Here is a 13,263-nt window from a genome sequence, read left to right as displayed (position 1 = left end):
AACTTACAAACCCACCCATCGCTCCAAGGAGAAATCCGTGACTTCGGCTGTGACCATCCCCAGGCACGGGGGTACTGGCGAGGGGACGGCCGTCGCGGCGCGGGCGCGGCAGGTCGTCAAGGCGTACGGCTCGGGGGAGACCCGGGTCGTCGCCCTCGACTCCGTCGACGTGGACATCGCCCGCGGGCGGTTCACCGCGATCATGGGGCCCTCCGGCTCCGGCAAGTCGACCCTGATGCACTGCCTCGCCGGGCTCGACACCGTCACCAGCGGACAGATCTTCCTCGACGAGACCGAGATCACCGGTCTCAAGGACAAGAAGCTCACCCGGCTGCGCCGGGACCGGATCGGCTTCATCTTCCAGGCGTTCAACCTGCTGCCCACCCTGAACGCCATCGAGAACATCACGCTCCCGATGGACATCGCCGGGCGGAAGCCGGACGCCGACTGGCTGCGGCGGGTCGTCGACACGGTCGGGCTCTCCGAGCGCCTCAAGCACCGGCCGAACCAGCTCTCCGGCGGTCAGCAGCAGCGGGTCGCCGTGGCCCGCGCGCTCGCCGCCCGGCCCGAGATCATCTTCGGCGACGAGCCCACCGGAAACCTCGACTCGCGGGCCGGCGCCGAGGTCCTCGGCTTCCTCCGCGCCTCCGTCGACGAGCTGGGGCAGACGATCGTCATGGTGACGCACGACCCCGTCGCCGCCTCGTACGCGGACCGGGTGCTCTACCTCGCCGACGGGCGGATCGTGGACGAGATGGAGCGGCCCACCGCCGACGCCGTCCTCGACCGCATGAAGGACTTCGACGCGCGCGGGCGGACCTCATGACCGTCCTCAAGACCTCGCTGCGCAACTTCCTCGCCCACAAGGGCCGCATGGCGCTCTCCGCCGTCGCCGTCCTGCTCTCCGTCGCCTTCGTCAGCGGGACGCTCGTCTTCACCGACACCATGAACACGACGTTCGACAAGCTCTTCGCGTCGACCGCCTCCGACGTCACCGTCAGCCCGAAGGGGGCGGCCGGCAACGACGAGGTCCCGCAGAGCGGCCGCCCCGAATCCCTGCCCGCCTCGCTCGTCGAGCGGGTCCGGAAGGTCGAGGGCGTCAAGGACGCGCAGGGCTCGGTCACCTCCATGAGCGTGACCGTCGTCGACGCGAAGAACGAGAACGTCGGCCCGACCGGCGGCGCGCCGACCATCGCCGTCAACTGGAGCCCCTACGAGCTGCGTTCGGTCGAGCTGGCCTCCGGACACGAGCCGCGCGGGCCCACCGACGTCGTCGTCGACGCCGGCACGGCCGAGAAGCACCGCCTGAAGATCGGCGACACCCTGCGCACGATCGCCGTCACCGGCGACCTCACCGCGAAGATCTCCGGCATCGTCGAGTTCAAGGTCACCAACCCCGGGGCCACCGTCGTCTACTTCGACACCGCCACCGCGCAGCGCGGACTCCTCGGCAGGGAAGGCCTGTTCACCCAGGTCATGGTCGACGCGGAGCCCGGTGTCGGCGACGACGCCCTCAAGGCGGACGTGGCCGCCGCGCTCGGCGCCGACGCGAAGGACTACAAGCTGCACACCGCCGCCGAGGTCGCCGACGCGGGCCGCGAGGACGTCGCCGGCTTCCTCGACGTCATGAAGTACGCCATGCTCGGCTTCGCCGGGATCGCCTTCCTCGTCGGCATCTTCCTCATCGTCAACACCTTCTCCATGCTGGTCGCCCAGCGGACCCGCGAGATCGGCCTCATGCGGGCCATCGGAGCCGGCCGCGAGCAGGTGAACCGCTCCGTCCTCGTCGAGGCGCTCCTCCTCGGCCTCGTCGGCTCGGTCGCCGGTGTCGCCGCGGGCGTCGGCCTCGCCGTCGGACTCATGAAGATCATGTCCTCGATGGGCATGGAGCTCTCCACCCGCGACCTCACCGTGGCATGGACCACCCCGGTCGTCGGCCTCGCCCTCGGCATCGTCGTCACCGTCCTCGCCGCGTACGTCCCCGCCCGCCGGGCCGGCAAGGTCTCCCCGATGGCCGCCCTCCGCGACGCGGGCACCCCCGCCGACGGCAGCGCGGGACGCGTACGGGGCGCGGTCGGGATCGCCCTCACCGGCGCCGGAGCGGCCGCCCTGGTCGCGGCGGCCCGCGCCGAGGAGGCCAAGCCCGGCTCCCTCTGGCTCGGCCTCGGCGTCGTCCTCTCCCTCCTCGGCTTCGTCGTCGTCGGCCCGCTCCTCGCCGGCGGGGTCGTCCGCGTCCTCGGCGTCGTCGTCCTGCGGGTCTTCGGCCCCGTCGGCCGCATGGCCGAGCGGAACGCGCTGCGCAACCCGCGCCGCACCGGCGCCACCGCCGCGGCCCTGATGATCGGCCTCGCGCTCGTCGCCGGCCTCTCCGTGGTCGGCTCCTCCATGGTCGCCTCGGCCACCGAGGAACTGGACCGCTCCGTCGGCGCCGACTTCATCGTGCAGTCCGGCACGGGACAGCCGATCGTGCCGCAGGCCCAGGCCGCCCTGGAGAAGGCCCCCGGCCTGGACCACGTCACCCGCTACAAGGTCGTCGACGCCAGGATCACCGACCCGCGGGGGAAGGTCTCCACCGCCGACCTGGCCGCCACCGACCCGACGTACGTGAAGGACCTGCGCCGCGAGACCACCGCCGGCACCCTCACCGACGCGTACGCCGAGGACGCCATGTCCGTCGGCAGCGACTACGCCGCCGAGCACGGCGTCAAGGTCGGCGACGTCCTCACCGTCGCCTTCACGGGCGGTGACACGGCGAAGCTCAGGGTCGCGGCGATCACGGCGGACACCGGCCAGGTCGACAAGGGCGCGATGTACACGCACGTCTCCACCGTCGCCCGCCACCTGCCCGCCGAACGGGTGCCGAACAGCCTGCTCGTCCTGGCCAGCGCGAAGGACGGCCAGGAGGCCGCCGCGTACCGGGCCCTCAAGGACGCGCTCTCGCCGTACCCGCAGTACAAGGTCAGCAACCAGGCCGACTACAAGGAAGAGCTGCAGAAGCAGGTCGGGCAGCTGCTCAACATCGTGTACGGGCTCCTCGCCCTGGCGATCGTCGTCGCCGTGCTCGGCGTCGTGAACACCCTGGCGCTGTCGGTGGTCGAGCGGACCCGCGAGATCGGCCTCATGCGGGCCATCGGCCTCTCGCGCCGGCAGCTGCGCCGCATGATCCGCCTGGAGTCGGTGGTCATCGCCCTCTTCGGCGCGCTCCTCGGCCTGGGCCTCGGCATGGGCTGGGGCACGGCGGCCCAGAAGCTCCTCGCGCTGGAGGGGCTAGGGGTCCTGGAGATCCCCTGGTCGACGATCGTCACGGTCTTCATCGGCTCGGCCTTCGTGGGGCTCTTCGCGGCGTTGGTCCCGGCGTTCCGGGCGGGGCGGATGAACGTCCTGGGGGCGATCGCGAGCGAGTAGCGGCTGACGCCGCGCCCCCGTTGTGGGCGCCCGTTCCGCCGGGGCGGCGCCCACCCCGTTGTGGGCAGTCGTTCCGCAAGGGGCGGAACGGGTGGGCACAACGGACGGCGCCCTTGCCGGCGCCAGAGGCTCCCGCGCCTGGACCCGCACCCCGTGCACAGCGCACTGGTGGTGCGGGTCCAGGCGCGGAACGCGGAGGCGCCGCTGGAGGGCGCCGTCCCGTGTGCCCACCCGTCCCGCCCTGCGGGACGATTGCCCACACGGCGGCTGGCGGGGGCGCCGCCCCGCCAGGTGCGGCGCGCGCGGAAGCGCGGGCCGTGCGGGCGCGGGGGGACGGGGTGCGTCGTAGGCTGGGGGCGACCGGGCCGTACGCGCCCGGGACCACCCGGCCCGTTCGACGTGTCGGGCTGTTCGCGTTGCCCGACCCGTCGTCCGAACCCGGGATGGAAGCTCCATGAGTCTGCACGGTCTGCTCGATGTCGTCGTCAAGGACGCCGCCCTCGCCGAGGCGGTGAAGGCCGCCGCCGACGGGAACCGCCCGCACGTGGACCTGGTCGGTCCCGCGGCCGCGCGGCCGTTCGCCGTGGCGGCGCTCGCCCGGGACTCGGGGCGGCCGGTGCTCGCGGTGACCGCGACCGGCCGGGAGGCCGAGGACCTCGCCGCCGCGCTGCGGTCCCTGCTCGACCCGGACACGGTCGTCGAGTACCCCTCTTGGGAGACCCTGCCGCACGAGCGGCTCTCGCCCCGTTCGGACACCGTCGGGCGCCGGCTCGCCGTGCTGCGCCGCCTCGCGCACCCCCGGGACGACGACCCCGCCGCCGGCCCCGTCTCCGTCGTCGTCGCGCCCGTCCGGTCCGTGCTCCAGCCGCAGGTCAAGGGCCTGGGGGACCTGGAGCCGGTGGCGCTCCGCAGCGGTCAGAACGCCGATCTGAACGAGGTCGTCGAGGGGCTCGCCGCCGCCGCGTACTCCCGGGTGGAGCTGGTCGAGAAGCGCGGCGAGTTCGCCGTGCGCGGCGGCATCCTGGACGTCTTCCCGCCGACCGAGGAGCATCCGCTCCGGATCGAGTTCTGGGGCGACGACGTCGAGGAGATCCGGTACTTCAAGGTCGCCGACCAGCGGTCCCTCGAGGTGGCCGAGCACGGTCTGTGGGCGCCGCCCTGCCGTGAGCTGCTCCTGACCGACGAGGTCCGCGAGCGGGCCGCCGCCCTCGCCGAGGAGCATCCCGAGCTGGGCGAGCTGCTGGGCAGGATCGCCGAGGGGATCGCGGTGGAGGGCATGGAGTCCCTCGCGCCGGTCCTCGTCGACGACATGGAGCTGCTGCTCGACGTGCTCCCGAAGGGCGCGATGGCCGTGGTCTGCGACCCCGAGCGGGTGCGGACCCGGGCCGCCGACCTCGTCGCCACCAGCCAGGAGTTCCTCCAGGCGTCCTGGGCCGCGACCGCCGGCGGCGGAGAGGCCCCGATCGACGTCGGCGCGGCCTCGCTGTGGGGGATCGCGGACGTCCGGGACCGGGCGGCCGAGCTGGGCATGGCCTGGTGGTCGGTGTCGCCGTTCGCGGCGGACGTAGACGAGGGCGCCGACACGCTCACCCTCGGCATGCACGCCCCCGAGTCGTACCGCGGCGACACCGCCCGCGCGCTCGCCGACACCAAGGGCTGGCTGGCCGACGGCTGGCGGACGGTGTACGTGACGGAGGCGCACGGACCGGCGTCCCGTACGGTCGAGGTCCTCGGCGGCGAGGGCATCGCCGCCCGGCTCGACGCGGACCTCGCGGAGATCTCGCCGTCCGTGGTGCACGTGGCGTGCGGCTCCATCGACTACGGCTTCGTCGACCCGGCGCTCAAGCTGGCGGTGCTGACCGAGACGGACCTGTCGGGGCAGAAGGCGGCCGGCAAGGACGGGCAGCGGATGCCCGCCAAGCGCCGCAAGACGATCGATCCGCTGACCCTGGAGGTCGGCGACTACATCGTGCACGAGCAGCACGGCGTCGGCCGCTACATCGAGATGGTGCAGCGGACCGTGCAGGGCGCGACCCGGGAGTACCTCCTCGTCGAGTACGCGCCGGCGAAGCGCGGCCAGCCCGGCGACCGGCTGTACATCCCGACCGACCAGCTGGAGCAGGTCACCAAGTACGTGGGCGGCGAGGCCCCGACCCTGCACCGGCTGGGCGGCGCGGACTGGACGAAGACGAAGCAGCGCGCGAAGAAGGCCGTCAAGGAGATCGCGGCCGATCTGATCAAGCTGTACAGCGCCCGCATGGCGGCGCCCGGCCACGCCTTCGGCCCGGACACCCCGTGGCAGCGGGAGCTGGAGGACGCCTTCCCGTACGCGGAGACGCCCGACCAGCTGTCGACGATCGCCGAGGTGAAGGAGGACATGGAGAAGACCGTCCCCATGGACCGCCTGATCTGCGGCGACGTCGGTTACGGCAAGACGGAGATCGCGGTGCGGGCGGCCTTCAAGGCGGTCCAGGACGGCAAGCAGGTGGCGGTCCTCGTGCCGACGACGCTGCTCGTGCAGCAGCACTTCGGCACGTTCAGCGAGCGGTACTCGCAGTTCCCGGTGAAGGTGCGGGCGCTGTCCCGGTTCCAGTCGGAGAGCGAGTCGAAGGCGACGATGGAGGGGCTGCGGGAGGGTTCGGTCGACGTCGTCATCGGCACCCACCGCCTCTTCTCGTCCGAGACGAAGTTCAAGGACCTGGGTCTGGTCATCGTCGACGAGGAGCAGCGCTTCGGCGTCGAGCACAAGGAGCAGCTGAAGAAGCTGCGGGCGAACGTCGACGTCCTGACGATGTCGGCCACCCCGATCCCGCGCACCCTGGAGATGGCGGTGACGGGCATCAGGGAGATGTCGACGATCACGACGCCCCCCGAGGAGCGGCACCCGGTCCTCACCTTCGTCGGGCCGTACGAGGAGAAGCAGATCGGCGCCGCGATCCGGCGTGAACTCCTGCGCGAGGGCCAGGTCTTCTACATCCACAACCGGGTGGACTCGATCGACCGGGCGGCGGCGCGGCTGCGCGAGATCGTCCCGGAGGCGCGGATCGCGACGGCGCACGGCCAGATGTCGGAGCAGGCCCTGGAGCAGGTCGTGGTCGACTTCTGGGAGAAGAAGTTCGACGTGCTCGTCTCGACGACGATCGTCGAGTCCGGCATCGACATCTCCAACGCCAACACCCTGATCGTCGAGCGTGGCGACAACTTCGGGTTGTCGCAGCTCCACCAGCTGCGCGGGCGTGTCGGCCGTGGCCGCGAGCGGGGTTACGCGTACTTCCTCTACCCGCCGGAGAAGCCGCTCACGGAGACCGCGCACGAGCGGCTCGCGACGATCGCCCAGCACACCGAGATGGGCGCGGGCATGTACGTCGCCATGAAGGACCTGGAGATCCGCGGCGCGGGCAACCTGCTGGGCGGCGAGCAGTCCGGTCACATCGCGGGCGTCGGCTTCGACCTGTACGTGCGGATGGTCGGCGAGGCGGTCGCCGACTACCGGGCGCAGATGGAGGGCGGTGCGGAGGAGGAGGCCCCGCTGGAGGTGAAGATCGAGCTCCCGGTCGACGCCCACGTGCCGCACGACTACGCGCCGGGGGAGCGGCTGCGGCTCCAGGCGTACCGCTCGATCGCCTCGGCGAACTCGGAGGAGGACATCAGGGCCGTGCGCGAGGAGCTCACCGACCGGTACGGCAAGCTGCCCGAGCCGGTGGAGAACCTGCTCCTGGTCGCGGGCCTGCGGATGCTGGCGCGCGCGTGCGGGGTCGGCGAGATCGTCCTGCAGGGCTCCAACATCCGCTTCGCGCCGGTGGAGTTGCGCGAGTCGCAGGAGCTGCGGCTGAAGCGGCTCCACCCGCGCACGGTCATCAAGCCGGCCGTCCACCAGATCCTGGTGCCGCGCCCGACGAGCGGCAAGATCGGCGGGAAGCCGGTGGTGGGCCGTGAACTCCTCGCGTGGACGGGCGAGTTCCTGACGACGATCCTCGGCGGGTGACGTCGTGCGGCGGCGCCCCCCCCGCGGGGGCGCCGCCGCGCCGCTCCTACAGCTCGTCGAGGTCCAGGGCCCCGGCCATCGCCGTGTAGCCCTTGTCGCTCGGGTGGAGGTGGTCGCCGGAGTCGTACGCGGGGAGGATGCGGTCCGGGTCGGCCGGGTCGGCGACGGCGCGGTCGAAGTCGACGACGGCGTCGTACGCGCCCGAGGTGCGGACCCAGGTGTTGAAGGCCTCCCGCTTGGCCTCGTTGACCGGGGTGTCGTAGAAGGAGCCCTTGATCGGGGTGAGGGTGGCGCCGACGACCTTCAGGCCGTGGGCGTGGGCCTGTCGGACGAGGGTGCGGTGGCCCTCGATCAGCTGGTTCACCGACACCTCGGGGGTCGGGCCGCCCGGGAAGGCCGGGCCGTTGCCGCCGATGTCGTTGATGCCCTCCAGGAGGATCACCGTGCCCACGCCCTTCTCGGTGAGCACGTCCTTCCGGAACCGGGCGACGGCCTTCTCGCCCGCCCAGGTGGTGTCGTTGACGACCTCGTTGCCGCCGATGCCGTGGTTGAGGACGGCGCGGGACCGGCCGGTGGCGGCGAGGCGCTCGGCGAGCTCGTCCGGGTAGCGGTTGTCGGCGTCCGTCGTCGAGCCGACGCCGTCGGTGATGGAGTCGCCGAAGGTGACGACGCCGTCGCGGCGGGCGGTGTCGCGGCCGCCGGTGACCTCGACGCCGGAGAGGAAGTACCAGGAGGCGCTGGTCTCCTGGAAGGCGGCGCCGGAGAGGTCGGCGCGGTGGTCGCCCTCGGCGCGGTAGCTGGTGGCGGAGGAGAAGGAGTGGAAGGTCGCCGGTCCGGTCGCGTCCGCGAGGTAGAGGGTGACGGTCAGCTGCTCGAAGGCCTCGACGGGGAGGTTCACGGCGTCGCTGAGGAGGGTCTCGCCGGCGGGGATCGTCACGGCCGGCCGGTGGCCGAAGCGGAGGGTGCGCACGGAGCCGGGCTCGACCGCGCTTCCGGTGGCCGTACGGGCGACGGTCGCGCCGGTGATCCGCAGCGGGCCCGTGCCGTAGCGGTTCGTCAGCTCGATGCGGGTCCGGGTGCCCGCGGCGGTGACGCGGACGACCTGGCGGACCGTCTGGTCGTCGAAGCCCTGCTGCGACCAGTTGGGGCCGAACGGCGCGGTCGCCGACTGCGGGGAGGCGGCCCAGGCGCCGCGCCAGGCGGGGCCGTGGGCGCCGGTGTCGGCGAGGGCGGTGGGCGCTAAGGCGAGGGTGCCGGTGGTGAGCAGGGCGAGGGCGGCGCGGCGGAGGGTCTTCGAAGTTCGCATGCTTTCGTCAATTACGGGCTGACGCGGGCTATTCCCCGTCCCGGGGCGGGAGTTGTGCCGTGAAGAGCAGGCCGGCCAGGGAGCGGAAGTACTCCTCGGGGTCCCGGTCGCCGATCGCCTCCGCCACGTTGTGGGTGAGGAGCAGCGTGGCGAAGCCGTGGGCGAGCGACCAGGCGGCGATGCCGGCCGTGCGGGCGTCGGGGACGTCCGGCAGGTCCGCGACGCCCGCCCGGAGTTCGGCGGAGGCGCGCTCCTTGGCGGCGAGGAGGTCGGGGTCGTCGGCGCGCAGCAGTTCGGGCCGGAACATGACCTGGAAGTGCGCGGGGTGGGCGGCGGCGAACCGGACGTAGCGCACGCCGCGTTCGCGCAGTCCGGGGGCGCCGGCCAGGGCCTCGGCGAGGAGGCCGTACCCCTGGACGGCGATGGCCGTGAGCAGTCCGGTGCGGTCCTTGAAGTGGTGGGCGGGGGCGGCGTGCGAGACGCCCGCGCGGCGGGCGAGGTCGCGCAGGCTCAGCGCGCCGGGCCCCTCGGCGGCGATCGTGTCGAGTGCGGCGGCGAGGACGGCCTGCCGCAGGTCGCCGTGGTGGTAGGTGTTCCTGCTCGCGCTCTTCGTGCCGTGGTCGCTCGTCATGGCAGCAGCCTAGCCGCAATCTAGGCATTGACAAGTTCGACGGGCGGGCGCAATCTTGTCAGTGTCAAGTCGATGGCGATGTGAAGGAGCACCCCCGTGGAGACCGCTCGCGTACGTCAGATGTGGCACCTGCTCGAACCCCTGCACTCCGTGCTCTACTACGCCCCCGAGGCCTTCGACGAGGCCGCCGCCCTCGGCTACGGAACGGCCGACCGCTGGCCCTCCTACTTCGCCTGGCGCGCCGCCGCCCTCGGCCCCGTCGGCCCGGTCCGCGTCGCCTCCGCCTTCTACGGCTTCAGCCCCGAGAAGGTCGCCCGGCACGTCCCCGCCGCCTGGGAGGTCGCCGCCCCCGCCGACGTGCTCGCCGCCCGGCTCCGCGCCGTCGACCGGATCTACCGGACCCTCTTCGGCGAGGAGGCGCTCAACGGCCCCGCGGTGGCCGAGGCGGCCGCACTCGCCCGCCGCGCCGCCGGGGCGGCCGGCCTCGAAGGCCGCCCGCTCGCCGCCGCCCACGCCGAACTGCCCTGGCCCGACGCCCCGCACCTCGTCCTGTGGCAGGCGGCGACGATCCTGCGCGAGCACCGGGGCGACGGCCACATCGCCGCCCTGGTCGCCGCCGGCCTCGACCCGGCCGAGTCGCTCGTCTCCTTCGCGGCCGTCGGGGCCGCGCCGGAACCGGTCTTCGAGAGCCGGGGCTGGAGCGCGGCCGAGTGGAGCGCCGCGCGCGAGCGCCTGACGGCCCGGGGATTCCTGGACGCGGACGGGACCGCCACGGAGGAGGGCCGCGCCCTGCGCGCGGAGGTGGAACGGCGCACGGACGAACTGGCCGCGGGGCCGTGGGACGCCCTCGGCCCCGAGGACACCACCCGGCTCGCCGACCTCCTGGGCGGCCCGTGGCTCACGGTCATCGGCTCCGGCCTGCTGCCCGCCGAGAACACGCTGGGCATCGGGAAGGTGTGAGGTCCCCCGGGCGGCGAGGCCTCTCCGGGGGACGCGGGAGGGCCCGGGACGCACGCGCGACGCCCGGGCCCTTCGACCTGCCACCTGTCCGATACGTGCCGCTGCCGCGCATATGAGGGCCAAGGCGGCCTGCAGGGCTCCGAGCGGCCTGAACCTCCGCATGGGATCCACCCTGGTGGAGCGTCATGGAAGATCCGAGCGGTACTCGCGCACACGTTCACCCGGAGGGCGGGGGGTGGCCGCCCGGGGCCCTTCCCGCCCGCGATCTAGGATCGAAGGGTGTTCACGCAACGGACGTATCGAAAGGCCGGCGCCGCCTCGGCACTCGCGGTCGCCGCGCTCCTCGTCGCCGCCTGCTCGCCCGGGGCCGACGCCCCGGGGACCGACGGCGAGTCCCCCGCGCCCGGCACCGCACTCGCCGCCGTGGACACCCTCACCGTCAAGGGCCGTGCCCCGAAGACCGGTTACGAGCGGGAGAAGTTCGGCCGCGCCTGGGCGGACGTCGACGGCAACGGCTGCGGCACCCGGGACGACGTGCTCAAACGGGACCTGACCGGCGTCCGCTTCACGGACGGCCACTGCAAGGTCGCCTCCGGCACCCTCACCGACGACCCGTACACCGGCACCACCGTCCGCTACGTCCGGGGCCGTTCCAAGGTCGACGTCGACCACGTCGTCGCGCTCTCCGACGCCTGGCAGAAGGGGGCGCAGAACTGGGACGGCGAGACCCGGCGCCGCTTCGCCAACGACCCGCTCAACCTCCTCGCCGTCGACTCCGCGACCAACCGCCGCAAGTCCGACGGCGACGCCGCGACCTGGCTGCCGCCGAACCGGGCGTTCCGCTGCACGTACGTGGCCCGGCAGATCGCGGTGAAGAAGAAGTACGGGGTGTGGGTGACGGCGGGAGAGCGGGACGCGATGAAGCGGGTCCTCGCCACCTGCCCGCAGCAGAGGCTCCCGTAGCGCCGGCCCACCACGGAAAAACGTTTGGGCGACCGAGCGGGCGATCTTTAGCCTGGTCGCATGGACCTGAACGTCACCACCCTCGCCGAACGTCCCGAGCTCGAAGGGGCGATGTGGTCCATGAAGGACCTGTGGCCCGAGTTCATGATGTACGACCCGGTCGGCTGGGCGAACATGGGCCGCATCGTCCGGGAGTTCCCGGAGTACGTGCTCGTCGCCACCGACGCCGGGGGCGCGGTCGTCGCCCGGGGCTTCAGCGTGCCCTTCCGGCTCGACGCGGAGGGCCGCCGCGAGCTGCCCGCCCGGGGCTGGGACGAGGTCCTCAACTGGGCCTTCTCCGACCTGCGGCACGGCCGGGAGGCCGACACGGTGAGCGCGATAGAGATCACCGTCGACGTCGCCCATCTCGGCAAGGGCCTCTCGCACCGGATGCTCGCCGCGATGCGGGAGAACACCGGCGAGCGCGGCTTCGCCGAGCTGGTCGCCCCGGTCCGCCCCAACGGCAAGCACCTGGAGGCCGAGGCCTCCATCCACGAGTACGCCTTCCGCACCCGTGAGGCCGACGGCCTGCCGCACGACCCGTGGCTCCGCGTCCACGTGCGCGCGGGCGGTGTGATCGAGTCCGTGGCCCCGGCCTCGATGACGGTCTCCGGCTCCGTCGAGCAGTGGCGGAAGTGGACCGGCCTCCCCTTCGACACGGACGGCCCGGTCGAGGTGCGGGGCGCGCTGGTCCCGGTCCACTGCGAGGCCACGCGCGGCTACGCGGTCTACGTCGAGCCCAACGTGTGGGTCCGGCACCGCATCGCCTGACGGTGCCGTCGGGGGACCCCGGGGGCGATCTTCACGGCGGGGGATGTACCGTACGGCGTCCCCTGCCGTACACGCGTGCATGGTCCGTGCGCGCATACCCGTGAGAGGTTCCCCAGCGTGAACCAGGCCGTCCTCTTGGAGAAGGGCGCGGAACCCCCGCGCCGAACCGGACTGCCCGGCCTGCGGGTCCGGGCGGCGCTCGCCGCCGTGCCGCTGCTGAGTCTCGGGGTCCTCGGTCTCGTGCCCTCGCTGGTCCTCGCCCTGCGCCGGGGGACGCGCGGCGACTGGCTGGCCGCGCTGCTGTTCACGGCGGTCTCGGTCGGGTGGTGCTTCCAGATCGCCCTGACCCCGGTGGAGACCAGCGGTGTCCCGTACCTCCTGGACGTCCTGCTCCTCGCGACCTCCACCGTGGGCGCGGCGGTGCACTGCCTCGCCGTGAGGGACGCGAAGGACCCGAAGGCCATGACGGACGCGACGGAGGTCCGTCGGTGAAGACCCGTCGTACCTGGCGCGTCGTGGAGCGCGAAGCGGCCAAGAGGGAGGCGGCGGAGGCCGGCACCGACGTCCGCGGTGTGCTCGCCGCGATGGCGGGGGCGCTGCGCGGCCGGACGGGCTGGGCCCTGGGGTCCGTCCTGGTCATCGTCCTCGGCCTCCTCGGTGCCCGGTGGTTCGCGAACACGGACGACAAGGGCACCCCGCCCGACACGCGGGCCCGCGCCTACAAGGACTACGACGCCTGTCTGCTCACCGACGACAAGGGCATCGTCACGGGCGCGCCGGCGGCCCCGGTCTGGGAGGGGATGCAGGCCGCGTCCCTGGACAAGCGGATCCGGGTGACGTTCGTGCCGGTGATGGGAGAGCAGTCGGTGACGAACGCCCGGCCGTTCCTCAACGGTCTGGTGCAGCGGGACTGCGAGATCGTCGTCGCCTCGGGCGCGCCGCAGGTGGAGGCCGCCGAGGCGGCGGCGAAGAAGAACCCGGAAGTCCGGTTCGTGACGGTCGGCGAGGACGGCGGCGCCGCGCACGACAATCTGGCCCGGGTGGCTCCCGGGGCGTCCCTCAAGGACGACATCGCGGAGACGGTGAAGCGGCTGGCGGCCGACAGCTGACCGATGCCGGGCCGGACGGGCCCGCAAAAGTGCCGGGCAGGGTCGCAAAAATCCGGAAGGGTTCCTTCCGTCCGGTAAAGCAAAGGTAAAAACA

The 13,263-nt window shown here is 72.9% G+C and carries 10 protein-coding genes; 8 read left to right on the top strand and 2 right to left on the bottom strand.

Annotated elements, in window-relative coordinates; translation table 11 throughout:
• Positions 1 to 37 precede the first annotated feature (37 nt).
• From K7G60_RS15055 to mfd, 3 genes are all read left to right on the top strand, one after another.
• A complete protein-coding gene (locus K7G60_RS15055) occupies positions 38 to 826 on the top strand; it encodes an ABC transporter ATP-binding protein (RefSeq protein WP_225801405.1) in 789 nt (262 codons plus the stop codon).
• Positions 823 to 3,405 carry an ABC transporter permease gene (locus K7G60_RS15050; protein WP_225801404.1) on the top strand — a complete coding sequence of 861 codons (2,583 nt, stop codon included), beginning with the start codon at positions 823 to 825 and terminating at the stop codon, positions 3,403 to 3,405. The genes K7G60_RS15055 and K7G60_RS15050 overlap by 4 nt, the downstream gene beginning before the upstream one ends.
• 454 nt (positions 3,406 to 3,859) lie before the next feature.
• Entirely contained in the window at positions 3,860 to 7,390 is a 3,531-nt protein-coding gene (gene mfd / locus K7G60_RS15045) for a transcription-repair coupling factor (RefSeq protein ID WP_225801403.1), read from the top strand.
• A gap of 46 nt (positions 7,391 to 7,436) precedes the next feature.
• Here the strand turns inward: mfd and K7G60_RS15040 are convergent, their stop codons facing one another.
• Both K7G60_RS15040 and K7G60_RS15035 read right to left on the bottom strand, forming a co-directional pair.
• A complete protein-coding gene (locus tag K7G60_RS15040) occupies positions 7,437 to 8,696 on the bottom strand; it encodes an SGNH/GDSL hydrolase family protein (RefSeq protein WP_225801402.1) in 1,260 nt (419 codons plus the stop codon).
• Between the two features lie 28 nt (positions 8,697 to 8,724).
• Positions 8,725 to 9,327 (bottom strand): TetR/AcrR family transcriptional regulator, encoded by a 603-nt coding sequence (locus K7G60_RS15035; protein ID WP_225801401.1) that lies wholly within the window; start codon positions 9,325 to 9,327, stop codon positions 8,725 to 8,727.
• Between the two features lie 120 nt (positions 9,328 to 9,447).
• Here K7G60_RS15035 and K7G60_RS15030 point away from each other — a divergent pair, with 120 nt between their 5' ends.
• From K7G60_RS15030 to K7G60_RS15010, 5 genes are all read left to right on the top strand, one after another.
• Positions 9,448 to 10,287 carry a hypothetical protein gene (locus tag K7G60_RS15030; protein WP_225801454.1) on the top strand — a complete coding sequence of 280 codons (840 nt, stop codon included), beginning with the start codon at positions 9,448 to 9,450 and terminating at the stop codon, positions 10,285 to 10,287.
• Between the two features lie 279 nt (positions 10,288 to 10,566).
• Entirely contained in the window at positions 10,567 to 11,250 is a 684-nt protein-coding gene (locus tag K7G60_RS15025; protein WP_225801400.1) for an HNH endonuclease family protein, read from the top strand.
• A 60-nt stretch (positions 11,251 to 11,310) separates the two neighbouring features.
• Complete coding sequence (locus tag K7G60_RS15020; protein ID WP_225801399.1) at positions 11,311 to 12,060, top strand: N-acetyltransferase; 750 nt, start codon at positions 11,311 to 11,313, stop codon at positions 12,058 to 12,060.
• Positions 12,061 to 12,177: 117 nt separating this feature from the next.
• A complete protein-coding gene (locus K7G60_RS15015; protein WP_225801398.1) occupies positions 12,178 to 12,552 on the top strand; it encodes a hypothetical protein in 375 nt (124 codons plus the stop codon).
• Entirely contained in the window at positions 12,549 to 13,169 is a 621-nt protein-coding gene (locus K7G60_RS15010) for a BMP family ABC transporter substrate-binding protein (protein WP_225801397.1), read from the top strand. The genes K7G60_RS15015 and K7G60_RS15010 overlap by 4 nt, the downstream gene beginning before the upstream one ends.
• Positions 13,170 to 13,263: the final 94 nt, after the last annotated feature.

Origin of the sequence: Streptomyces sp. NK15101 (assembly GCF_020400725.1) — a bacterium.
Lineage (GTDB): Bacteria > Actinomycetota > Actinomycetes > Streptomycetales > Streptomycetaceae > Streptomyces.
This window is presented reverse-complemented; position numbering and strand designations above follow the sequence as displayed.